This window comes from Haloplanus rubicundus (assembly GCF_003342675.1).
Taxonomy (GTDB): Archaea; Halobacteriota; Halobacteria; order Halobacteriales; family Haloferacaceae; genus Haloplanus; species Haloplanus rubicundus.
The window spans coordinates 944,875-966,005 of record NZ_CP031148.1 but is presented as its reverse complement, the minus strand read 5'-3'; the positions used below and the strand labels follow the sequence as shown (position 1 = coordinate 966,005).

Annotated in this window: 24 protein-coding genes; 15 read left to right on the top strand and 9 right to left on the bottom strand. The window is 69.2% G+C overall.

Annotated features, from left to right (window positions below; genetic code table 11):
* Window positions 1–32: 32 nt before the first annotated feature.
* The 3 genes from DU484_RS05875 to DU484_RS05865 are packed head-to-tail and all read right to left on the bottom strand — an operon-like array spanning window position 33 to window position 3,319.
* Window positions 33–1,325: an oligopeptide/dipeptide ABC transporter ATP-binding protein gene (locus tag DU484_RS05875; protein WP_114605366.1), complete on the bottom strand. Its 1,293-nt coding sequence runs from the start codon at window positions 1,323–1,325 to the stop codon at window positions 33–35.
* A gap of 1 nt (window position 1,326) precedes the next feature.
* Window positions 1,327–2,364, bottom strand: a complete 1,038-nt coding sequence (locus DU484_RS05870; protein WP_114605365.1) for an ABC transporter ATP-binding protein — start codon at window positions 2,362–2,364, stop codon at window positions 1,327–1,329.
* Between the two features lies 1 nt (window position 2,365).
* The gene (locus DU484_RS05865; protein WP_114605364.1) at window positions 2,366–3,319 is read right to left on the bottom strand and encodes an ABC transporter permease; all 954 of its coding nucleotides are present in this window, start codon (window positions 3,317–3,319) and stop codon (window positions 2,366–2,368) included.
* Window positions 3,320–3,504: 185 nt separating this feature from the next.
* On the opposite strand from DU484_RS05865, the gene DU484_RS05860 reads away from it, so the two are divergent.
* Window positions 3,505–4,308 (top strand): creatininase family protein, encoded by an 804-nt coding sequence (locus tag DU484_RS05860; protein WP_114585233.1) that lies wholly within the window; start codon window positions 3,505–3,507, stop codon window positions 4,306–4,308.
* Window positions 4,309–4,355: 47 nt separating this feature from the next.
* The gene (locus DU484_RS05855) at window positions 4,356–5,186 is read left to right on the top strand and encodes a lipoate--protein ligase family protein (RefSeq protein WP_114585232.1); all 831 of its coding nucleotides are present in this window, start codon (window positions 4,356–4,358) and stop codon (window positions 5,184–5,186) included.
* On the opposite strand, the gene DU484_RS05850 is transcribed toward DU484_RS05855, so the two are convergent.
* On the bottom strand, window positions 5,183–5,710 hold the full coding sequence (locus DU484_RS05850) for a redoxin domain-containing protein (RefSeq protein ID WP_114605363.1): 528 nt from the start codon (window positions 5,708–5,710) through the stop codon (window positions 5,183–5,185). The genes DU484_RS05855 and DU484_RS05850 overlap by 4 nt on opposite strands.
* 81 nt (window positions 5,711–5,791) lie before the next feature.
* Between DU484_RS05850 and DU484_RS05845 the strand changes: the two genes are divergently transcribed.
* From DU484_RS05845 to DU484_RS05825, 5 genes are all read left to right on the top strand, one after another.
* Window positions 5,792–6,622, top strand: a complete 831-nt coding sequence (locus DU484_RS05845) for a deoxyribonuclease IV (RefSeq protein WP_114605362.1) — start codon at window positions 5,792–5,794, stop codon at window positions 6,620–6,622.
* Between the two features lie 125 nt (window positions 6,623–6,747).
* The gene (locus tag DU484_RS05840; RefSeq protein WP_114605361.1) at window positions 6,748–8,019 is read left to right on the top strand and encodes an endonuclease/exonuclease/phosphatase family protein; all 1,272 of its coding nucleotides are present in this window, start codon (window positions 6,748–6,750) and stop codon (window positions 8,017–8,019) included.
* A 29-nt stretch (window positions 8,020–8,048) separates the two neighbouring features.
* Window positions 8,049–8,864, top strand: a complete 816-nt coding sequence (locus tag DU484_RS05835) for a class I SAM-dependent methyltransferase (protein WP_114605360.1) — start codon at window positions 8,049–8,051, stop codon at window positions 8,862–8,864.
* Window positions 8,865–9,155: 291 nt separating this feature from the next.
* Window positions 9,156–9,536, top strand: coding sequence for an IS200/IS605 family transposase (tnpA, locus tag DU484_RS05830; RefSeq protein ID WP_114605359.1), 381 nt, complete (start codon window positions 9,156–9,158; stop codon window positions 9,534–9,536).
* On the top strand, window positions 9,533–10,807 hold the full coding sequence (locus DU484_RS05825; RefSeq protein WP_114605358.1) for an RNA-guided endonuclease InsQ/TnpB family protein: 1,275 nt from the start codon (window positions 9,533–9,535) through the stop codon (window positions 10,805–10,807). Before tnpA ends, DU484_RS05825 begins: the two co-directional genes overlap by 4 nt.
* Before the next feature lie 47 nt (window positions 10,808–10,854).
* On the opposite strand, the gene DU484_RS05820 is transcribed toward DU484_RS05825, so the two are convergent.
* A complete protein-coding gene (locus DU484_RS05820) occupies window positions 10,855–11,514 on the bottom strand; it encodes a DUF7095 family protein (protein ID WP_114585226.1) in 660 nt (219 codons plus the stop codon).
* Between the two features lie 112 nt (window positions 11,515–11,626).
* On the opposite strand from DU484_RS05820, the gene DU484_RS05815 reads away from it, so the two are divergent.
* Window positions 11,627–12,229, top strand: a complete 603-nt coding sequence (locus tag DU484_RS05815; RefSeq protein WP_114605357.1) for a hypothetical protein — start codon at window positions 11,627–11,629, stop codon at window positions 12,227–12,229.
* A 27-nt stretch (window positions 12,230–12,256) separates the two neighbouring features.
* The gene (gene ncsA, locus DU484_RS05810; RefSeq protein WP_114605356.1) at window positions 12,257–13,222 is read left to right on the top strand and encodes a tRNA 2-thiolation protein NcsA; all 966 of its coding nucleotides are present in this window, start codon (window positions 12,257–12,259) and stop codon (window positions 13,220–13,222) included.
* 61 nt (window positions 13,223–13,283) lie between these two features.
* Here the strand turns inward: ncsA and ftsZ are convergent, their stop codons facing one another.
* The 4 genes from ftsZ to DU484_RS05790 all read right to left on the bottom strand — a co-directional run bounded on the left by ftsZ (window position 13,284) and on the right by DU484_RS05790 (window position 16,053).
* Window positions 13,284–14,459, bottom strand: a complete 1,176-nt coding sequence (gene ftsZ / locus DU484_RS05805) for a cell division protein FtsZ (RefSeq protein ID WP_114585223.1) — start codon at window positions 14,457–14,459, stop codon at window positions 13,284–13,286.
* Window positions 14,460–14,461: 2 nt separating this feature from the next.
* The gene (locus DU484_RS05800) at window positions 14,462–14,644 is read right to left on the bottom strand and encodes a ribbon-helix-helix domain-containing protein (protein WP_049935276.1); all 183 of its coding nucleotides are present in this window, start codon (window positions 14,642–14,644) and stop codon (window positions 14,462–14,464) included.
* A 192-nt stretch (window positions 14,645–14,836) separates the two neighbouring features.
* The gene (locus DU484_RS05795; RefSeq protein ID WP_114585222.1) at window positions 14,837–15,355 is read right to left on the bottom strand and encodes a double zinc ribbon domain-containing protein; all 519 of its coding nucleotides are present in this window, start codon (window positions 15,353–15,355) and stop codon (window positions 14,837–14,839) included.
* 68 nt (window positions 15,356–15,423) lie between these two features.
* Window positions 15,424–16,053, bottom strand: a complete 630-nt coding sequence (locus tag DU484_RS05790) for a hypothetical protein (RefSeq protein WP_114606720.1) — start codon at window positions 16,051–16,053, stop codon at window positions 15,424–15,426.
* Window positions 16,054–16,258: 205 nt separating this feature from the next.
* On the opposite strand from DU484_RS05790, the gene DU484_RS05785 reads away from it, so the two are divergent.
* From DU484_RS05785 to DU484_RS05760, 6 genes are read left to right on the top strand one after another with little or no spacing between them, the layout of a single operon-like run.
* On the top strand, window positions 16,259–16,918 hold the full coding sequence (locus DU484_RS05785) for an HAD family hydrolase (RefSeq protein ID WP_114605355.1): 660 nt from the start codon (window positions 16,259–16,261) through the stop codon (window positions 16,916–16,918).
* A complete protein-coding gene (locus DU484_RS05780; protein ID WP_114585220.1) occupies window positions 16,915–17,826 on the top strand; it encodes a CobD/CbiB family cobalamin biosynthesis protein in 912 nt (303 codons plus the stop codon). The genes DU484_RS05785 and DU484_RS05780 overlap by 4 nt, the downstream gene beginning before the upstream one ends.
* Window positions 17,820–18,566: an adenosylcobinamide-GDP ribazoletransferase gene (cobS, locus tag DU484_RS05775; protein WP_114587177.1), complete on the top strand. Its 747-nt coding sequence runs from the start codon at window positions 17,820–17,822 to the stop codon at window positions 18,564–18,566. The genes DU484_RS05780 and cobS overlap by 7 nt, the downstream gene beginning before the upstream one ends.
* Window positions 18,566–19,117, top strand: coding sequence for an NTP transferase domain-containing protein (locus tag DU484_RS05770; RefSeq protein WP_114606719.1), 552 nt, complete (start codon window positions 18,566–18,568; stop codon window positions 19,115–19,117). The genes cobS and DU484_RS05770 overlap by 1 nt, the downstream gene beginning before the upstream one ends.
* The gene (locus tag DU484_RS05765) at window positions 19,114–20,136 is read left to right on the top strand and encodes a nicotinate-nucleotide--dimethylbenzimidazole phosphoribosyltransferase (protein WP_114585219.1); all 1,023 of its coding nucleotides are present in this window, start codon (window positions 19,114–19,116) and stop codon (window positions 20,134–20,136) included. The genes DU484_RS05770 and DU484_RS05765 overlap by 4 nt, the downstream gene beginning before the upstream one ends.
* The gene (locus DU484_RS05760; RefSeq protein ID WP_114605354.1) at window positions 20,126–21,130 is read left to right on the top strand and encodes an aminotransferase class I/II-fold pyridoxal phosphate-dependent enzyme; all 1,005 of its coding nucleotides are present in this window, start codon (window positions 20,126–20,128) and stop codon (window positions 21,128–21,130) included. The genes DU484_RS05765 and DU484_RS05760 overlap by 11 nt, the downstream gene beginning before the upstream one ends.
* Window position 21,131 lies beyond the last annotated feature (1 nt).

The window sequence follows — 21,131 nt, the reverse complement described above, 5'->3', positions numbered from 1 at the left end:
AGCTGACGATCACTGCCGTCCGGGGTCGGGTGTCAGTCTGTCGTGATTGCATGGTCCTCGGTGACCTGTCGGTCGTGGTCGTAGTACTGGTGGCAGGCGACGTGCCAGTCGGTCTCGGCCTCGATGGATCGCGGCGTGATCTCACAGACGCTCTCGAAGCGCTCGCGGAGGTCCTCGATGGCCGTCTCGCGGTCGCCGCCCGCGATGTCCTCGAGCGCCGAGTCGAGCGTCGCCGCGTTCTCGCCCGACAGCTCGGTCGAGAAGTACTCGTCGCGGATGGCGGCGGCGAGCGCGTCCCGGTCGCCCGGATCGTCGAGGCTCTCCCGGATGCGGTCGAGCGGGAGCGCGTCCCGTTCGAGCGCCTCGCGGAAGGCCATCACCTCCCGATACGCGGCCTGGTCGACCGCGAGGTCGTCGGGAGGAATCACCTTCGGACACCGGTCGCGGAACCGACAGCCCTCCCCCAGGTCGATCGGATCGCGCGGCGCCCCGGACATCTCCGTCCGCGGGCGGTCGTAGTGGGGGTCCGGAACCGGAATCGCCGAGACGAGCGCCTCCGTGTAGGGGTGTTTGGGGTCGTCGAGGAGCTGCCCCGTGGCCGCCGACTCGACGATCCGACCCAGATACATCACGTTCACCACCTCCGAGATGTACGACACCGTCGAGAGGTCGTGGGAGATGTAGATCATCGAGGCGTCGTAGTCGTCGATGAGGCCCTTCAGCATCCGGAGCACCGACGCCTGCGTCGACACGTCGAGCATCGACACCGGCTCGTCGGCGAGGATGATGTCCGGCTCGAGCACCAGCGCCCGCCCGATGGCGACCCGCTGTTTCTCGCCGCCGCTCAGGTTCATCGGCTTGCGCTTCAGATACTTCTCCGGCGGTCGGAGCTCCACGTCCTCGAGCACCTGCCGAATCCGTTCGTCGCGGTTGCCCACGTCGTGGATTTCGAGCGGCTCCTTCAGCGACTCCTCGACGGTCATCTTCGGGTCCAGCGAGTTGAACGGGTCCTGGAAGATCACCTGTACGTTGCTCCGGTAGTCCTTCCAGTCGGCGCTGTCGAACGACGACATCGGCGTCCCCTTGTACACCACGTCGCCGCCGGTGATGTCGTGGAGGCCGATGAGCGTCAACAGGAGCGTCGTCTTCCCGCAGCCACTCTCGCCGATGACGGCGATGGAGTCGTTCTGTTCGAGGGTGAAGGAGACGCCGTCGACGGCCTGAATCTTCGACGGATCGCGCCGCATGAGCAGGTCGAAGACGTTCGAACTCTCCTCGAAGTGTTTCTCCAGCCCGTCGATTTCGAGCAGGGGAGCGTCCGCCATCTCAGTCGTCCCCCTGTTCCGGCGCGGCCGGATCGGTCGCCCCGTGCTTCTCGTACAGTTCGTACGCCTCGTCGGCGCGGAAACACGACGCGGCGTGCGTGGCGTCGTCGTCGCCGACGGGGTCGAGCGGTGGGGCGCTCTCGCGGCACTCCTCGACGGCCCACGGACATCGGTCGGCGAAGCTACACGCGGTCACCTCGCCGATCAGTTCGGGCGGGTAGCCGTCGATCACCTCCAGATCCCGGTCCGGCTCGCGGATGTCGGGGAACGCCTCCTTGAACATGAAGGCGTAAGGGTGGCGCGGGTTGTCGTGGACTGCCTCCGTCGAGCCGCGCTCGGCGATCTGACTGGCGTGCATGATTGCCACGCTGTCACACGACTCGAAGATCACGCTGATGTCGTGGGTGATGAGCAGGAGGCTCGTCTCGGCGTCGTCTTTCATCCGGTCGAGATACTTGAAGATCTGGTCCTGCATGATCACGTCGAGCGCCGTCGTCGGCTCGTCGGCGATGACGAGGCTGGGTTCGAGAAACAGCGCGAGCGCGATGATCGCCCGCTGTTGCATCCCGCCGGAGAACTGGTGGGGGTAGTCGTCGATCCGGCTCTCCTGGAGCCCGACCACGGCGAACATCTCTTTCAGTTTCTCGCGAATGGCCTCGTTCGAGAGGTCGGTGTGGACCCGTCCGATTTCGGCCGCCTGCTCGCTCACCCGCTGGAGCGGGTCGAGGCTGTTCATCGAGCTCTGGGGAATCCAGGAGATCTCCTTCCACCGGAGCTCCTTGTTGAGTTGTTTTTCGGTGAAGTCCTGAATCTCCTCGCCGCGGTACCGGATCGTCCCGCCGTCGACGCGGCCGTTGTCGTCGAGGCCGCCGATGATCGCCTTGGCGGTCGTGCTCTTCCCGGAGCCGGACTCGCCGGCGAGACCGAAGAACTCGCCGTCGTCGATGCTGAAGGAGGCGCCCGACACCGCAGTCAGGTCGCCGCCGTCCGTCTCGTACCGGATCGTGAGGTCTTCGACCTCGAGTAGTGGATCGCTCATATTAGGCAGCCACCGTATCCGCTTCGACCGACTCGCCGTCGGCCGTGATGAGGTCCTCGTACCCGCGTCCGAACATGAACGTCGAGAGCACGGTGATGCCGATCAGGAGGCCGGGCGTCAGCGACCACCACCACGCCTCGGACATGTACCCCGAGTTGAACGCGTTCCGGATCATGACGCCCCACGACGGGGTAAACGGCGACGCGACCCCGAGGAACGTCAGGCTCGCCTGGAGCATGATGGCGTAGCCGACGCCGAGCGCCAGGAAGAAGATGGCCATCGGGGCCACGTTCGGGAGGATGTGCTTGATGATGATCCGCCGGCGGCTCGCACCCGTCGCTTTGGCGACCTTGACGAACGGGTACTGCTTGATCTGCAGGGTCTGGGCGCGTATCACCCGGGCACCCCCCCGCCACAGGATCAGCCCGATGACGAGAATCGAGGAGATGAACCCGACGCCGAGGAACGTGATCATCACGATGCCGAAGGGGATGAGCGGCACGCCGTACGCGAAGTCGGTAAAGCGCATCAGGATCGTCTCCGTGCGACCCCCGACGTAGCCCGCGGTTATCCCGATGGTCGTCCCGATGGTAAGTATCAGTCCCCCGCCGAGGACGCCCGTGATCACGGTCGGCCGGGCACCGACCAGCAGGCGGGAGAGCACGTCGTAGCCGGCGAAGGTCGTCCCGAGCGGGTGGTCGAGCGAGGGCGGCGCGGCGCTCAACACCTCACCCGTCTCGTCGTCGTACTGCGTCTCTTCGATGTCGTACGGCGCGATGGCGGGGCCGACGAGGCCGAGGACCGCGATGCCGACGAGGATCCAGAAGTATACGGCGGTCGTCCGGTCGTTGAGCATCAACCGGAGGCCGCCGACGAAGTTACGGACGATGTGATTGCTCGTGACGGCGTCCAGCGGCCCTGCGCCGCTGGTTGGTATCAAATCACGTATTGACATACCCGACCTAATTAGAAGGGGGAGCAAAAGTGTTGTCCTTGTTCCGATTACACGATTTAGGGTTATTTTCAGATAGTGAAGCCCGGATGGTACGGCGATCTCGGAACACGGCGTCCGACGGCGCGGTCCGCGTCTGCGCGGCGCACGGCCCACGCAGTTTTGCCCCTCACCGCCGTAGCCGGCGCATGGTGTACGATACCATCGGTGCGTCGCCGGTCGCGTGGGCGGGCAAGCCGTATCCGGCCGTTCGGTCCGTGGCCGAACGGGACGGGTCGGTCGCCGTCGTGCCGGTCGGCAGCCTCGAACAGCACGGTCACCACCTGCCGACGGCGACGGATACGATCCTCGCCGACGCCGTCGCCACGACGGCCGCGGAACGCGTCGCCGACGGGATGCCGATACTCGTCACGCCGCCGCTCTGGACCGGGCACTCCCCGCATCATACGCCCTTCGGGGGCACGGTGACCCTCGACGGCGGCCGGCTGCTCGCGCTCCTCGAAGACACGGCGGGGTCGGTCCTCGGGGAGGGGTTCGACGGCCTCCTGCTCTTGAACGGCCACGGCGGCAACGGCGCGCTCGTTTCGAGCGCGACGAGTACGATCGGGTCCACGCACCGGGACGCCGAGATACTGGGTGTCACGTACTTCGATCTGGGCGCCGAGCGGATCGGCGAAATTCGGGAGAGCGACCGCGGCGGCGCCGGCCACGCGGGCGAAATCGAGACGTCGATGATCGCCCACCTCCGCCCCGAGCTGGTCGACATGGACGCCGCCGAGGGACGGCCGTGGGAGTCGCCGTACGACCGCACCCGCGACGACCTCTCGCATCCGGGGCCGCTCGCCGCCTACGCCGACTTCGACGCGTTCAGCGACACCGGCGCGGTCGGCAACCCCGAACTGGCGACCGCCGAGAAGGGCGAACGGTTCTTCGAGGTGTTCGTCGACGAGGTCGGTGACGTGCTCGAACGCCTCCACGAGCAGGCGGGGTGAGCGGGCGCTCGCGAAACCCATTTGCCGGCCGGCGCCGACCGGTCGGTATGGACGCGAGCGACGGGCACGCCGACCGCGAGTGGCGGCTGATCCGCGAGGAGGCGTGGCCGGGACCGATGAACATGGCGCTCGACGAGATTGCGGCGGAGACGGCCGCCGCGGGCGGCCCCCGAACCCTCCGGGTGTATCGCTGGGAGCCGAGAACACTCTCGCTCGGCTACCACCAGGACCCCGACACCGTCGACTGGGACCACTGCGAGCGGGAGGGTGTCGGCGTCACGCGCCGGCCGACCGGTGGCGGCGGCATCTACCACGACAGTCACGGCGACGTCTCCTACACGATCGTCGCGCCGGCGGACGAACTCCCCGGCGACCTCGTGGAATCGTACCACGAACTGTGCGCCCCGATCCTCGACGCCTTCGAGCGCATGGGCGTCCCCGCCCGCTTCGCGGAGACGGAACGCCCTGCCCGCCACCAGCCGGCGTGTTACCTGCGCGAACTCCACCCCGCCCACGACGTGGTGGTCGAGACGGACGGCGAGGAGCGGAAGGTGAGCGGCAACGCCCAGCACCGCCGGACCGACGCCGTCGTGCAACACGGCTCGCTCACGTACGCGGTGAACGCGGAGCGTCACCTCGCCGTCTTCGCCGATGCGAGCGTGACGCCGGCGGCGTTCCGGGAGCGCGTGACGGGCATCGCGGACCACGCGGACGTGAGCCGGTCGGAGGCGGTGGGGGCGCTCGAAGCGGCGCTCGCGGACTGGGCGGACGCCACGGAAGGAAGCTGGACCGGCGACGAACTCGAACGGGCACGCGACCGAGCGAGCGAGAAGTACGCGAGCGACGAGTGGACGCGCCGGCGGCCGGGGCGTCGTTAGAAGCCGAACGTCTCGGGGTCGGAGACGTCGAGTTCCTCGACGATGGCGTCGTGAATCTCGCTCACCGGCGGCGTGTCGCGCGTCGGGTCCAGCCAGTGCTCGCCGAGCCACCGGTAGCGGACCGTCAGGTCCGAATCGAGGAAGAAACACGACCGACGCGAACGCCGCGTGATCCCCAGGGTGCGGTACGTGACGCCGAAGGCGTCCGAGACGGCGAGATCCGGATCGGTGTAGAGCGGAAAGCTCAGGTCGAGATGGTCGATGAAGCGGCGGTGGAGGCCGGCACTGGACTTGCTACAGCCGACGACCTGGACGTGATCGCCGCTCGCGAACCAGTCGAAATCGCGGAACGAACACCACTCGTCGATGCAGTCGGGGCTGAAATCGAGCGTGTAGAAGCTGAGCAACACGGGACGTTCCGCGACTAGGTCATCCAGCGCCACGTCGGTCGCCGTGCCGTCCGGGCGGACGAGCGTGGCCGACACGTCCGCAACCGTCTCGCCGACCGCTATCGGACCGTCCATACCGGTCCATCAGCCGGGGTCGACAAAAACCGTTGGTGTCCGATTCGAAGCGCCTTTGCGCGCTCGAAGACAGGGGAAGGTATGCGAGTCGGAGCACACGTATCCGTCGCCGGCGGCGTCGACAACGCGGTCGACAACCAGCGCGACGTTGGCGGTAACTGCGGACAGATCTTCACCCACTCCCCGCAAGTCTGGCAAGACCCGAACGTCGACGACGACGAGGCTACGGCGTTCCGCGAGGGCACCGCCGAGCATCTGGACGGCCCGTGGGTCATCCACTCCTCCTATCTCGTCAACCTCTGTACGCCGAAAGACGACCTGCGCGCGAAATCGGTCGAAAGCATGCAACGCGAAGTCGACGCCGCCGACAAACTCGGCATCGAGTACGTCAACGTCCACCTCGGCGCGCACACGGGCGCGGGCGTCGACGGCGGCCTCGACAACGCCGTGAGCGCCCTCGACGAACTCGACGTGCCCGAGGGCGTGACGGTCCTCGTCGAGAGCGACGCGGGCAGCGGGACGAAACTCGGCGGCGACTTCGAACATCTGGCGGCAGTTCTGGAGGAGTCGACCCACGACCTCGGCGTCTGTCTCGACACCGCCCACGCTTTCGCCGCCGGCTACGACCTCTCGACGCCCGCGGGCGTCGACGAAACGGTCGACGAGTTCGACGACGTGATCGGCCTCGAACATCTGCACTGTCTCCACCTCAACGACTCGAAACACGCCTGCGGGACGAACAAGGACGAACACGCCCACGTCGGCGAGGGGGAGATCGGCGTCGACGGCATGCGCCGGATCGTCGGCCACCCCGATCTGCGCGACCGGCCGTTCGTGCTGGAGACGCCGACGGAGGACGGCAAGAGCTTCGCGTGGAACATCGACCGCGTCCACGAACTGGCGGCGGAGTAATACGGGTTATTGTCCGTCGTTATCGGTGGTTCGCCGGACTGTCTCGGCGAACCACCGGTAAACAGGGACGATAATCCGTATGAGGCCGCGGCGCTTTTCCGACGACCCGCCGTAGCGACGGTCGAATGAGCGACGGATTCACGCGACGCGACGCGCTCGCCGTCGGCGCCGGCGCACTCGGCGTCGGCGTCGCCGGCACCGGGCGCGGTCGCGGCCAGTCCCAGTCGGACGACGCCGTGACGGTCGCCACGCGAAACTGTTATCTCGGCGCCAACCTCTTTCGCCTCCTGACCGCCGCGATGGAGGGGAGCGAGGCGGTCCGGACCGCCGTGAACGACCTCGTGCGGGCGGTCGACCGGAGCCACGTCGCCGAGCGCATGGACGCCGTCGCGGCCGAACTCGAACGGACCGAACCGGACCTGGTCGGGCTACAGGAGGTGGCGCTGATCCGGACGGGCGAACCGACCGCGGGGACGACGCCCACGGCGACGGACGTCCGCTACGATTTTCGAGAGACGCTGACGGCGGCGCTTTCCGAGCGCGACCTGCCGTATCGCGTCGTCGCCGCGGTGGAGACCACCGACTTCCAGCTCCCGACGACGGTGGACGGCGAGCGCCGCGCCGTCCGCCTGACCGACCGCGCGCTGTTGCTCGCTCACGAGTCGGTGGCGACCGAGAACGTAACGACGGGGCGGTTCGACGCCGCCGTCTCGCTGTCGGACGGTGAGCGATCGATCACGGTCGAGCGCGGCCACCTGCTCGCCGACGTGACGGTCGGCGGGACGCGACTGACCGTCTGTAATACACACCTCGAATCGGCGTCGGCGGGGACGCGACTGGAGCAGGCGACGGAACTGGAGACGCTGCTCGCGGACCGACGGGACCCGGTCGTCCTCGTCGGCGACCTGAACAGCGGCCCCGGCGGATCACGTGGGGCCTACGACCACCTCACCGGGACCTTTCGCGACGCGGCCGACGGCGTCGGCAACACCTGCTGTCACGCTGCGGGCCTCCGCAACGACGAGGTGTCGCTGACGGCGCGGATCGATCACGTCCTCGTCCGCGGCGACCTCGGGGCGACCGACGTGACGCGCGTGGGCGCCGACCCGGCGAACCGAATCGCGGTCGACGGCGACCGACTCTGGCCCTCGGATCACGCGGGCGTGGTGGCGACGCTCTCGCCCGACGCGGCGCCGACCGCCACCCCGTCGTCGACGCCGACCGGGACGGCGACGCCGGCACCGACGGGGACCCCCACCCGGACGCCGTCGGAGTCGGTGTCGGTCCGTGTCGACGACGACACCAGCGTCACGGTGCCGGGGTTCGGCGTCACCGCGGGCGTCACCGCCGTCGTCGCGGCGGCGCTGGCCGCCCGCCGACGGATCGAGGACGACTGATTTTTGCCCCCCGGCGCGGTACGGCCCGCGTGCGCAACTTCTCGGCCGACTACCTCCGGCGGACGCGGGCGGGCCTGTGGGCGTCGCGGGACGCCCTCGCGGCCCTCGATTTGCCGTCCCGTGAGCGCGTCCTCGACGCCGGCTGTGGGACGGGCGAGTTTACGCGGGTGCTCGCCGAGGAGGCGGGCGAGGACTGCACCGTCGTCGGCGCCGACGCCGACCCCTCGCTCCTGCGGGTCGCCCGCGAGGAGACCGGACTGCCGGTCGTCGCCGGCGACGCCCTCCGACTCCCCGTCCGTGACGGCGCCGTCGACCTCGTGGCGTGTCAGGCGCTCCTCGTGAACCTGCCCGATCCGGCCGCGGCGCTCCGGGAGTTCCGCCGCGTCGCCCGCGAGACGGTGGCGGCCGTCGAACCAGACAACGGCGACGTGGCCGTCGAGTCGACGGTCCACAGTGAAGTCACACTCGAACGCCGGGTGCGCGAGGCGTATCTCGACGGCGTGGAAACCGACGTGGCCATGGGCGACCGGGTGCGCGAGGCGTTCGAGGCCGCCGGACTGGTCGACGTGACCACGCGCCGGCACTACCACCGGAAGGTGATCGAACCGCCGTACGGCGAGGCCGACTTGGAGGACGCGACCCGGAAGGCGACGGGAGCGGGGCTGGCGGACCACGAGACGGAACTCCGGCGGGCGGTCGGCGACGAGTACGACGACCTGCGGACGGCGTGGCGCGAGATGGGTCGCGAGGTGGTCGAAGCGATGCAGGCGGAGACGTACCGCCGGGCCGAGGTGGTGCCGTTCGACGTGGTCGTCGGGCACGTACCCGAGCGAGGGTTCAAGTAGGGACGGGCGGCCAGCGGACCCGTGCCCTGACCGTTGTCGCGGGGCGGGTCGCGGGTGTGTGACGCCGCCGCCTCGCGCGGCACCCCGGCGTCACCCGTGTCTTGCGAAAAATTCGAGGCGAAAGCCTCGCCCTTTCAGGGGCATGGCGAGAGCGAAGCTCTCGCTGCAACCGAAAAGCTCCGCTTTTCGAGGACGGGGATGAAGCCGACTAACAGTATTCAACCGCCGACGATGGCACAGACGAGGTTCCAACGCAATCATTAACCCATCTGACTATGATAGTATACATAGATGGTAAAGAGTACCCGTCACGCGAAATACGAACTCTATTATCACATAGTGTTCGTGCCGAAATATCCGCGTTCGCACCTGACGGGGGAGACGAAGGAACGTCTCGAAGCCATCTTCGCGGAAATCTGTGAGAACAAAGACCTCGAACTGGCCGAGTCCGAGGTCATGCCCGACCACGTACACCTGTTCATCGGGAGTCCGCCGAAGAACGCCCCGTCACTCATCGTCAACTGGGTCAAGGGCATCTCCGCGCGGAAGTACAACCAACGCTACGACGACCGCGTGAAGTGGACTCGTTCGTACTACGTCGGTACGGCGGGGAGCGCATCGAAAGGCGCTGTCGAATGCTACATCGCGGAACAGGAAGGTGACAACGAATGAAGCGCGTCAACACCTTTGAGGTCGTCCCACAGACCGAGAATGACAAAGAGTGCCTACTACGGCTACTCGACGCCTCCGCTTCTCTGTGGAACGAGCTGACCTACGAACGTCGTCAGAACTACTTCGGTGACGGCGACGTATGGGACACCTCCGAATACCGAGGACGCTACAACGGCGTCGTCGGCAGTGCGACTGTCCAACAGGTCACGCGCAAGAACAGCGAAGCGTGGCGGTCGTTCTTCGCCCTCAAGGAGAACGGCAAGGACGCCAACCCGCCGTCGTACTGGGGCAACGAGGAAGACGGACGCGAACTCCGCACCTACATCCGGAACAACCAGTACACGATTCAGTGGGGCAAGCGTAGCCGTCTCGAAATCCCTGTCGGGCAAGAACTGAAAGACGAATACGGACTCGGCTACCACGAACGACTCCGCCTCGAAGTCCGAGGCAACCCGAAGTGGGACGGCAAACGGGGTCGTCTGGAACTCGAATACGACGAGGTTAACGACACGTTCAGGGCTTTCCAACCAGTCACCGTCCCTGATTCTCGACTGGATTCACCACTGGCTTCCGAAGAAGCCGCCCTCGACGTTGGCGCGAACAACCTCGTCGCCTGTTCCACGACCACTGGGAACCAGTATCTCTACGACGGTCGGGAGTTGTTCGAACGGTTCCGCGAGACGACTGACGAAATCGCCCGCCTTCAGTCGAAACTCCGAGAGGGACGCTACAGTTCCAAACGGATTCGACGGCTGTACCGACAGCGGACGAAACGCCGTGACCACGCACAGAACGCGCTGGTGCGCGACCTCGTTGAACGACTGTACGACGAGGGCGTGGCGACGGTGTACGTAGGCGACTTGACCGACGTGCTGGAAACGCACTGGTCGGTCAGGGTGAACGAGAAAACGCACAACTTCTGGGCGTTCAAGAAGGTCATCCACCGTCTCGCGTGCGTCTGTGAGGAGTACGGCATCTCTCTCGAAGCCGAGTCGGAAGCGTGGACGAGCCAAACGTGTCCAGAGTGTGGTGACCACGAGGAGACAGTTCGCCACGGGGACATGCTGACGTGTCCGTGTGGCTTCGAGGGGCACGCCGACCTCACGGCGTCAGAGACGTTCCTTCGAGAAAACAGCGATTGCGAACTCAGGCCGATGGCACGGCCCGTGCGATTCGAGTGGGACGACCACGAGTGGTCGGGGAAACCACACCCTCACGACAGTCCCAAAGAAGCGCTCACAAACCCGCAAGTTGCCTCCGTGGGTCGGTAGCCGAACCCCCAACGGAGGAATCCTCTCGCTTTAGCGCGGGGAGGATGTCAAACCACGTCGCCCCGCACCGTCCGCCCCGTCGTCTCGGCGCGGCGTTCCCGCAGGGCGTCGGCCGCCTCGGCGGCCGCCCCTTCGTCCAGCCCCAACATCTCCAGGGCCTCCGAGAGGGTGGGGAAGGCGAGTTCGCCGCCGCGAAGCTTCGCCATCGCCTCGTCGTCGCGTCGGCCGTCGGCGTAGAGGCAGACGCCGCGCGGATCGAGGATTTCGCCGTAGGCCTCGCGGGCCATCGCGCCCTTCAGTCGCTGGGTGACGTTGTCCGAGAAGGAGGCGTTGCACACCTCCAGGTGGATCGGTTCGTCGTCGTTCACGAGGTGGGCGGCGAGACAGCGCTCGGGCGCCGCGTGGCCGTTGTCGTTCGCGCGGAGGTGGTCCGGATGCGCCTCGGCCCAGTCGGCGTCGACGGTTCTGCCGACGCCCGCGACGCCGTAGCGCTCCTCGAACTCGGCCGCACGATCGGCGTCGCCGCGCATGAGGAGGTCCTTCGTGACGTACACGTCGAGGCGGTCGATCGGATCGAGTCCGAGGGCCACGTCGCCGTACACCCACACCTCGCGGACGGGAACGGGGAGACGGGCGTCGTCGGTTGCGGCCCGATCCACGAGGTCGACGATGTCGGCGACCCGATCCAGCGCGGCGTCTCGGTCCATCGTCCGCCCTTACGCGTCGGCGCGCAAAACGGTTGCTACCGGCGGGCGGCGAGAGCGCTCCCGACGACGACCCCACAAGACACTTGTCTATCTCGTTTGACGTGTTCGGGACGTGCTCCCGACGACGCGACGCGCCCTGCTCGGATCGGTGTGCGCCCTCGCCGGCACCGCGGGGTGTCTCGGGAACCCCGGCGGGAGCGAGTCGACGCCGACGCAGGTCGGGACGCCGACGCGGACTCCGACCGGAACCCCGACGCGAACGCCGACCGAGACGGTGACCGACGACGCCTGTACGGCCGCGGCGCCGCCGCGTCCGTCCGACGCCGCGGCGGCGCCGAAGCCGTATCCAGAGAAGCCGGACGAACTGACCCGCGACTCCGTCTCGTCGTTCGTCGAGGCGTACGAACGGGCGTACCAGTACAACGAGATGCTCGCGGCGTATCCCGACATGATCGGTCGGCGCAACGACCTGGACATCAGCGTCAACGAGGTCACCGTCACCGTCGCGGATGGGGAATTCACCGTCGATGTCACCGGACAGGCCAACACCGGCATCACGGCCGACGGCGACGAGGCGGCGACGGCGACGCCGACGCGGACGCCGCTTCCCATGGGTCACTGGCCGTTCGAGGCGACGTACACGGTCACCGACCGGTTCGTTCGGCGGGCGGGCGTCGTCCACGAGTGCTGGGGATCGGCCGAGACGAAACCGTGATACGGCCCGCCCGGCAAGGACGCGCCGATGGAGTGTGACAAGTGCGGCCGCGAGGCGGTGATGCACGCTGCCTACTCGGGCGCGCACCTCTGTGACGACCACTTTCGCGCCTCGGTCGAGAAGCGGGTGCGCCGCCGGATTCGGGAGGACGGCCTCCTCCCGGCGGACGCCTCGCCCGAGAACCCGCAGACGTGGGTGATCGGCCTCTCCGGCGGCAAGGACAGCGTCGTCCTGACGCACGTACTCGACGAGACGTTCGGCCGCGACCCCCGCGTCGAACTCGTCGCCCTCTCGATCCACGAGGGGATCGAGGGGTATCGCGACGAGAGCCTCGACGCCTGTCGGACGCTGACCGACGGCCGTGACCTCAGCCACGAGGTGGTGTCGTACGCCGACGAACTCGGTGTTCGGATGGACGACGTGGTCGAGAAGGACCCCGAGAACATGGCCGCCTGCGCCTACTGCGGCGTGTTCCGGCGGGACCTCCTGGAGACCTACGCCGACGAACTCGGCGCCGACAAACTCCTGACGGGCCACAACCTCGACGACGAGGCCCAGACGGCGCTGATGAACTTCTTCGAGGGCGACCTGCAACAGATCGCCAAACACTTCGACGCGAGCCTCGGCCCGTTCGACCGACGGGCCGAGAGCACCCACTTCGTCCCGCGGGCCAAACCCCTCCGGGACGTGCCGGAGAAGGAGGTGGCGCTCTACGCCCACCTGGCCGACTTGCCAGCCCACATCACCGAGTGCCCGCACGCCGGCGAGGCGTACCGCGGGGAGATACAGGAGCTGTTGCTGGGCATGGAGGAGAACCACCCGGGCACCCGCCACTCGATCATGGCGGGCTACGAGGAACTCGCCGAACTCGCCGCGGAGCGGTACCGCGACGGCGAGAGCGAGGACCTGGGCGAGTGCGACCGCTGTGGATCGAGCACCGGTGGGCGCATCTGCCGGAAGTGTCGACTCGTCGAATCGATCGAAGCGGTGTAAGACGCGCCGCTGGTGCGGTAGTCGGGCCGAAAATAGATCGTCGCGAAAGCGACCGAGCCGGTCAGCGGATCACGTCGATGCCGTTGCGCTGGTCGACCTGATTGCGGTCACGGCCACCGTCGGACCAAGACGCCTGATCCTGGTCGACGTTGTCGCTCGCGTCGAACTCCGAAACGTCCTCGCCGTTGAGACTACGTCGGGACTTCTCCGCCTGTCGCTGTGTCGACGGTCCGAGCACCTGTGCGCTCTGGACGCCGGTCATGATGGCCATGACCCGCACCTTGCCCTTGTACTCGTCCTGGATGCGCGCGCCCCAGATGACGTTGGCGCTCGCCTCCAGCCGTTCGGTGATGTTGTTGGCGATGCCCTCGGCCTCTTTCAGCGTGAGGTCGGGGCCGCCAGTGATGTGAACGAGTCCGCCGCTTGCGCCGCGGTAGTCCACGTCGAGCAGTGGGTGGTTCATCGCGTCGCTCACCACCTCCTGAGACTTGTTCTTGTCCTGCGTCTCGCCGACGAGCATCACCGCGACGCCGCCCTGATTCATGATCGTGGACATGTCCGCGTAGTCCAGGTTGATCAGGGACGGCTGGGTGATGGTCTCGGAGATGCCCTTGACCGTCTCGGCGATGATCTGGTCCATCACGGAGAAGGCCTTGCCGATGGGCAGGTTGGGCACGTAGTCGAGCAGGCGGTTGTTGTCGAGGACGATGATCGAGTCGGCCTCGCCGCGGAGCTTCTCCAGGCCCTCCTCGGCTTTGACCGTGCGGGCGCGCTCGACGTTGAACGGCGTGGAGACCATGCCGACGACGATGGCACCCTGCTCCTTGGCGATCTTGGAGACGACGGGCGCGGCGCCGGTCCCGGTGCCGCCCCCCATCCCGGCGGTCACGAAGACGAGGTCGGCCTCGCCGAGGACCTCCTTGATCGTTCCCTGGGCCATCTCGGTCGCGCGCTCGCCCATCGAGGGGTCGCCACCGGCACCCAACCCCTGCGTCAGCGACTTGCCGACCAGAATCTTCGTGTCGGCCTCGATCATCTTCAGGTGCTGTTTGTCGGTGTTGATGGCGACCGTCTCGGCGCCGTCGACGCCGATGTTGTACAGGCGATTGACGGTGTTGTTCCCGGCGCCGCCGGCGCCGACGATGACGATCCGTGGGTCACCGAACGCGTCGTCCTCGTCGGCGTCGCGCTGTTCGGCTTCCTCGCGCTCGATGGCGTCTTGGACGAATCCCTGCATCGTTACACCTTCGCCCAGCTACGGTTGCGCTTGCGGTTGTCGTCACGGGACTCGCTCTGTTCGTTGAGCATCTCGCGGACCGCCGAGCGGATGGCCTCGCTTCGGTTCGGGAACTCTCCCGTCTCGACCATCTGTTCGACCTCCTCGATCTGCTGCTTCGGAATTCGTAGTGTCACACGCTCCATTGTTACATTCCCCCGGTAAGACGGATGGGGCGACGCCCCGATGTGCTGTCTTACACGGTTCAACCGGCCGATGACGGGGTTTTTCCCCCGCGGCCGGCGACCTTGTAAGACGACCGTCTTACGCGAACGTACCAAGAGACGGATACCTTATAAAATTAACGGCCGTTGTAAGACACGCGGTGTTTGCACCGCTTACGGCCGGTCGAGCACGTCGGCGGCTGGGGTCCGACGCCCACAGCTCGGGCAGAACGCCCAGTCGGATCTGAGTTCGTCGCCACAGTCGCAGAACACCCGGTGAGCGGCCTTCTCGCCGCAGTTCGGGCAGTAGACGTGGCCGGCGGACATCTCCTCGCCACACTGTGAGCACGCGTTCCGTTGCCCGCTCGCGCTCCGCGACTCAGCGGGGTCGTCGGTCGTTTCACGATCCGTCTTACGCTCCGCCGACCCGCGGTCGACGGACACGTCCGGCTCCGCCGCCGCATCGCCGTCGACGGTGACGTTGACGTTGATCGCCGGCGGCTCTCGGGGTGCGAAGGCGTGTTCCATCAGCAACGCTTCGAGTCGGTCCGACGACCCGTTCGAGGACTCCTCACGTTCCGCGTCGTCGAGGTAGGTGCGCAGCGCCTCGCGCATCACCTCGCTTTTCGAGGCGTCGAATGCCTCCAACCGCTCGACGAGGTCGTCGTCGGCGCGGAACGTGATCTTGCTCATCGTTCACACTCACGTCACCCCATCGTTTTAACTTTTCCGTCGTGTCTGACGGATGTCTGTCGGACGGCCTACGTCGATTCGAGCCGCCGCCGCTCCGCGCCAAGTAACCGCTCCCACAGCCCGAACAACCGGCTATCCAGCCCGTACGCCGCGTCCACGTCACGAACCCACGTCTCGTCGGAGAAACAGAGCGACTGAAACCGCCTGACTCGAGGGGAGAGCGTCCGCCGCGATCCGGCGTAATACTCGACCGTCTCCCGGGTCGCCCGGTCGAGGAATCCCGACGGTACGTCGATGCCGTCCGCCGTCGCGGCGTGCCGGAACCACTCGACGTGGGTCACCGCCGCCGCGAGGACGAATCGCTCGCGAAAGCCCGAAGCGCCGGCGAGTGGGGACTCCCCGCCGGCGAGTACGTCCCGCGGGCGCGGGAACCGCGGCGCCGTCGCGGTCACCCCCGTCGCCGCCGCCACCTCGCGGGCGATACGCCGGAGCCGTCGTTCGAGGATGCGTGCCAGCGGCACCACCGCGAGTTCGTACCACGTCGGCATCCACTCGCAAAACGGCTCGGAGTAGACGGCGTCGCCGAGGAAGACGCCGACGACCGACGCCGCCTCGCGGCGTGACAGCGCCGACGGATCGGTACGCAGCGTCGCCGCAACCGCCTCGCCGTCGATCCGGTCGGCGCCGGAAAAGTCCATGCCGGCCGCCACGCGTCGGGTGTACGTCCGCCCGGCCAGATACCAGTCGGCGGCGTCGGCGGGCGTCCGCATCGTTCGGAGACGGAGGACGCTCACGGCCCGATGGTTGTCCGGCGACGACGTAACTCTGCCCCCCGAGTCGGCCGTAGGGTGACGGCCGTACCGGGACGACGGCACTAAGTTGGCTCCGCGCCGAGCGGCAGGTGTGCCCGTCTCGTTCGACCTCTTCGGGACGCTCGTGACGGCGTCGATGCCCTCCGATCCGGCCGGCGCCGTCGCCGCCGAGCTTCGCGACCGCGGGGTCGCCGTCCCGGACGACTGGTCGACCGCCTACCGGACCCCCCACCTCGACGTTCCCGACGCCGCCGAAATTCCCCTCCCCGCGCACGTCGCCGCCGCGCTCCGGAGCCGGGGGGTGGAGGCGTCCGACACCGTCGTCAGACGCGCCGTGATCGCCGCCTTCGACCCCGAGGTGCGCCGACGCGAGGGGGTGGCCGACGCGCTCGACGCCGCCCGCGAACGCGGTCCCGTCGGCCTGTGTTCGAACTGTAGCGTCCCCGAACTCGTCCCGCGGACGCTCGTCCGCGCGGACCTCCGGGGCGCCTTCGACGCCGTCGTCACCAGCGCCGCCTGCGGCTTCCGCAAACCCCACCCGCGCCCGTTCGAGACGCTGGCGGCCGACCTCGGCTGCGAGGCGTCGGAGACACCTCGGGGAGGCGGCGGAGCCGCCGACGCGTCGGCCCTGATCCACGTCGGCGACGACCCCGACACGGATGGAGGAATCGACGCCGTCGGGGGCCGGTTCGTCGACGTGACCGAGACGCCGCTCGCCGACCTCCCCGCGCACCTCGGAGGCGAGCCGTGACCCTCCTCGCCGCGGGGAGCGTCGCCCTCGCCGCCGCGGGCGACCGACTGGTCGCCGAACCGCCCGCCCGCTACCACCCCGTCGCGTGGCTCGGCCGTGCGCTCGGTCCGCTGGACCGGCCGTGGCGCCACCCCCGGCTGGCGGGCGTCGCGACGGCCCTGTTCGTCCCCCTCCTCGCCGCCGGGGGCGTCGCCGCCGCCGTCGCGTTGGGAATCCGGATCGACCCCCTCGTCGGCGCAGCCGTCGCCGGCCTCGTCCTGTTCGTCTCGACCAGCCGACGGATGCTCGTCGACGAGGCGCGGGCCGTCGTCGCCGCGAGCGAGGCGGACCTCGCGTCCGCGCGGGAGCGGCTCCGCTCGCTCGCCGGCCGCGACGCCGCGACCCTCTCGGCCGGCGAGGTGCGGAGCGCCGCCGCCGAGAGCGCCGCCGAGAACCTGAGCGACGGCCTCGTCGCGCCACTGCTGGGCTTCGCCGCCCTCGCCCCCCTCTCGCTCCCCGCGGCCGCGGGCGCCGCCGCGTGGATCAAGGCCGTCAACACGCTGGATTCGACCTTCGGCTACCGCTCGGTGCCGATGGGCTGGGCGCCCGCCCGCCTCGACGACGCCGTCATGTTCCTCCCCGCACGCGCGAGCGCCGTCCTCCTCGCCGTCGCCGCCGGCTGCCCCGGCGCGCTCCGGCGCGCCCGGTCGCTCGCCCGCCGCCCCGCCTCGCCCAACGCCGGGTGGCCGATGGCGACACTCGCCGTCGCGTTGGACGTTCGGCTGACGAAGCCCGGCGCGTACGACATCCCCGCCGGCGACGCCCTCCCGACGCCAGCCGACGCGATGAGGGGGGTCGCCGTCGTCTCGCGGGCCGGGTGGCTCGCGTTCGGCGTGGCGACGGCCGCGGGGGTGGTCGGCCCGTGCTGACCGCCGTCCGCGGCGCGCTCGCCTTCCTGACGCGCCTGCCCGTCGGCGGCGGCGAGGCGGGCTGGGACGCCTTCCGGACCACGCCGGCCGCGTTCGTCGTCGCCGGCTACGTCGTCGGCGGCCTCGCCGCGCTCCCCCTCCTCGTGCCCGTGCCCGTCTCCACGGCGGCGGCGCTGTATCTCGCCACGCTCTACCTGATCACCGGCGTCACCCACGTCGACGGCCTCGCGGACTGCGGCGACGCCGCGGCGGCCCACGGGGTCGACGACCGGCGCTCGGCCCTGAAAGATTCCCGAGTCGGCGTCGGCGGCGTCCTCGTCGTCGGCCTCTCGCTCCTCGCGCTGGCGTTCGGCGCCCTCGGCGTCGCCGGCGCCGGCCCCCGCGTCGCCGCCCGCCTCGTCCTCGCGGCGGAGGTGGGCGCCAAAGTCGGCATGGCGACGCTCGCCGCCCTCGGGACGCCCGGCCACGAGGGGCTGGGGTCGGCCGTCGTCGGCGAGGCGGACGCCGCCGCCCTGTTGCCCGTCGTCGCCGTCGCCGTCCCCGCCGTGCTCCTCGCGCCGGCCGGGAGTACCCCGTCACTGGTCGCCGCGCTCGTCGCCGGCCCGGCCGTCGCCCTCCTCGTCGGTCGGTGGGCGACGAACCACCTCGGCGGCGTCACCGGCGACGCCCTCGGCGCCGCGAACGAACTCGGCCGGGTCGTCGCGCTCCACGCGGGGGTGGTCGTGTGGACGCTCTGGTGATGTGTGGCGGGCGGGGGACGCGCCTCGGCGGCGAGCGGGAGAAGCCGCTCGTCGCGGTGGCCGGAACGCCCATGATCGACCGGGTGTGTGACGCCCTCGCCGGGAGCCGCGTCGACGGCGTGTACGCCGCCGTCTCGCCGCACGCGCCCGCGACGCGTGCCCACCTCCGCGACGCAGCCCCGGCCGTGAACGTCGTCGGGACGCCCGGCGACGGCTACGTGGCCGACCTGACCGCGGCACTAGATAGAGTCGGCCGCCCGGCGCTGACCGTCGCCGCCGACCTGCCGCTGCTCGCGCCCGAACCGGTCGACCGCGTCTTGGCGGCCGCCGACGGGGACGCCTCCCTCGTCGTCGCCGTCCCCGTCTCCCTGAAGCGTCGCCTCGGCGTGAGCGTCGACGCGACGGTCGCTGACGGTGACCGACCGCTCGCACCGACCGGTCTCAACGTCGTCGCCGGAACCGACGACGACATATACGTCAGCGACGACCCACGACTCGCCGTGAACGTGAACCGGCCGACCGATCTGTGGGTCGCGGAGGCGCTGTCGTGACGCGGTTCGTCCTCGTCGCGGGGACGACGAAGACGGCACGGATCGACGGGATCAGCGCCGCGGGCGCCGATCCCGACCTGGTGGCTCACACCCCGAGCGCCGACGCCGAACTGGTCGAGTACGGCCACCTCGTGCGCGCGCCGAGCCTCCCCGTGAGTCCGACGGGCTGTCCGACGCCCGCGGCGGTCACCCGCGCGGTCCGGGAGCGGGTCGGCTTCGAGACGCTCGTCGTCGACGCCGGCCTCGCCGAACCGACGGGTGCGCCGACCGTCGGCGTCGGCGCGACCCCCGGACGCGACATCAGGGAGACGGATCCGGTGCCGACCGCGCCGGGTGCGTGGGTCGCCGCCCGCGAACTCGGGAGCGCGCTCCCGGAGGACGAACTCGTGATCGGCGAGACGATTCCGGGCGGGACGACGACGGCCCTCGGCGTCTTCCGGGCGCTCGGCGTCGGCAGCGAGGGACGTGGTCGAGGCGACGCCGTCGGCTTCCCCGTCTCATCGTCGCTCCCGGAGAACCCCCTCGACCTGAAGCGGGAGGTGGTCGACGCCGCGTTCGAGGCGAGCGACCTCACCCCCGGCGACGCCGCCTACCACCCCGAACTCGCCGTGCGCTTCCTCGGCGATCCGGTGCTGGCGACCGTCGCGGGCCTCACCGCCGGGGCGCTCGACTCCGGGACCGAGGTGATCCTCGGCGGCGGGACACAGATGCTCGCCGCCGCCGCGCTGGTTCGGCACGCGGGCGTCGCGGCGCCGCTCTCGGTCGCCACGACGACGTACGTCGCCGCCGACGTCGACATGGACGCCGCGGCGGCCGCCCTCGACTGTAACCTCGTCGTCACCGACCCCGGATTCGCTGGACGGGACGACCCCCTCGCCCGCTACGCCGCGGGCGAGGCGAAGGAGGGTGCGGGCATGGGCGGCGCGCTCCGGTTGGCGGAGCGGGCAGGGGTGACAGAGAGCGTCGCGGACGGAACGCTTGAGGTTGTGGAGCGTGTGAACGAATCGTATGGACCCTGACGCCGTGGCCGACGTGACGCGCGTGCCACACGGGGGGGCGTCGGACGCGACACTGTTGGACTTCAGCGCCAACACGAACCCGGACCGCCCGCAGGGCGTGGTGAGCGTCTACGAATCCGCCTACGGCGCCGCGACGCGGTATCCGGAGGACGACTACTGCGAGTACCGGACCGCGGCGGGGGAGTATCTGGGCTGTGAACCGCTGAACGTCGTGCCCACGGCGGGCTGCATCGAGGCGCTCCGGCTCGCCTTCGGCGTGACCATCGGCACCGACGACGACGCGCTCCTCCCGAAGCCGAGCTTCGGCGAGTACGAACGCGAAGTTCGGCTACAGGGCGCCACCCCGACGTTCGCCGCCCACGACGGCCTCCTCGACACCGATCCGGCGCCGTACGACGCCGTCGTCGTCTGCAACCCGAACAATCCGACCGGCGACGGCTACTCGCGGGCCGAACTCGTCGCCTACGCACAGACGTGTCGATCCGCCGGCACCGCCCTGATCGTCGACGAGGCGTTTCTCGATTTCACCGACCGACGGACGCTCGCCGGCGAACCCGGCGTCGTCGTCGCACGGTCGCTGACCAAGATATTCGGCCTCCCCGGCCTCCGAATGGGGATGGCAATCGCGACCGACGACCTGCGCGACCGACTCGACGCCGCCCGGCCGGCGTGGGGACTCTCGATGCCCGCGGCCGACGTGGGGGCCTACTGCCTGCGACGGACGAAGTTCGTCGCGGAGACGCGCGACCGGGTGCGCCGCGAACGGCGCCGCATGACCGACCACCTGCGCGATGCCTTCGAGGTGTACCCCTCCGAGGCACCGTTCCTCCTCCTCGGCGTCCACGACCGGCCGGTGCGCGACGTGATCGACGACGCCCGCCGCGAGGGCATCGTCGTCCGCGACGCGACCACCTTCCGCAGCCTCGACTCCCACGTCCGCGTCGCCGTCCGCCGCCCCGCGGAGAACGACCGCCTCCTCGACGCGCTGACGTGAC

Bases quoted from the DNA above. Each gene is read 5' to 3' on its own strand.
- DU484_RS05875 (WP_114605366.1), bottom strand. From the start codon at position 1,325: ATGGCGGACGCTCCCCTGCTCGAAATCGACGGGCTGGAGAAACACTTC.
- DU484_RS05870 (WP_114605365.1), bottom strand. From the start codon at position 2,364: ATGAGCGATCCACTACTCGAGGTCGAAGACCTCACGATCCGGTACGAG.
- DU484_RS05865 (WP_114605364.1), bottom strand. From the start codon at position 3,319: ATGTCAATACGTGATTTGATACCAACCAGCGGCGCAGGGCCGCTGGAC.
- DU484_RS05860 (WP_114585233.1), top strand. From the start codon at position 3,505: ATGGTGTACGATACCATCGGTGCGTCGCCGGTCGCGTGGGCGGGCAAG.
- DU484_RS05855 (WP_114585232.1), top strand. From the start codon at position 4,356: ATGGACGCGAGCGACGGGCACGCCGACCGCGAGTGGCGGCTGATCCGC.
- DU484_RS05850 (WP_114605363.1), bottom strand. From the start codon at position 5,710: ATGGACGGTCCGATAGCGGTCGGCGAGACGGTTGCGGACGTGTCGGCC.
- DU484_RS05845 (WP_114605362.1), top strand. From the start codon at position 5,792: ATGCGAGTCGGAGCACACGTATCCGTCGCCGGCGGCGTCGACAACGCG.
- DU484_RS05840 (WP_114605361.1), top strand. From the start codon at position 6,748: ATGAGCGACGGATTCACGCGACGCGACGCGCTCGCCGTCGGCGCCGGC.
- tnpA (WP_114605359.1), top strand. From the start codon at position 9,156: ATGGTAAAGAGTACCCGTCACGCGAAATACGAACTCTATTATCACATA.
- DU484_RS05825 (WP_114605358.1), top strand. From the start codon at position 9,533: ATGAAGCGCGTCAACACCTTTGAGGTCGTCCCACAGACCGAGAATGAC.
- DU484_RS05820 (WP_114585226.1), bottom strand. From the start codon at position 11,514: ATGGACCGAGACGCCGCGCTGGATCGGGTCGCCGACATCGTCGACCTC.
- ncsA (WP_114605356.1), top strand. From the start codon at position 12,257: ATGGAGTGTGACAAGTGCGGCCGCGAGGCGGTGATGCACGCTGCCTAC.
- ftsZ (WP_114585223.1), bottom strand. From the start codon at position 14,459: ATGCAGGGATTCGTCCAAGACGCCATCGAGCGCGAGGAAGCCGAACAG.
- DU484_RS05800 (WP_049935276.1), bottom strand. From the start codon at position 14,644: ATGGAGCGTGTGACACTACGAATTCCGAAGCAGCAGATCGAGGAGGTC.
- DU484_RS05795 (WP_114585222.1), bottom strand. From the start codon at position 15,355: ATGAGCAAGATCACGTTCCGCGCCGACGACGACCTCGTCGAGCGGTTG.
- DU484_RS05790 (WP_114606720.1), bottom strand. From the start codon at position 16,053: ATGGACTTTTCCGGCGCCGACCGGATCGACGGCGAGGCGGTTGCGGCG.
- DU484_RS05770 (WP_114606719.1), top strand. From the start codon at position 18,566: ATGTGTGGCGGGCGGGGGACGCGCCTCGGCGGCGAGCGGGAGAAGCCG.
- DU484_RS05760 (WP_114605354.1), top strand. From the start codon at position 20,126: ATGGACCCTGACGCCGTGGCCGACGTGACGCGCGTGCCACACGGGGGG.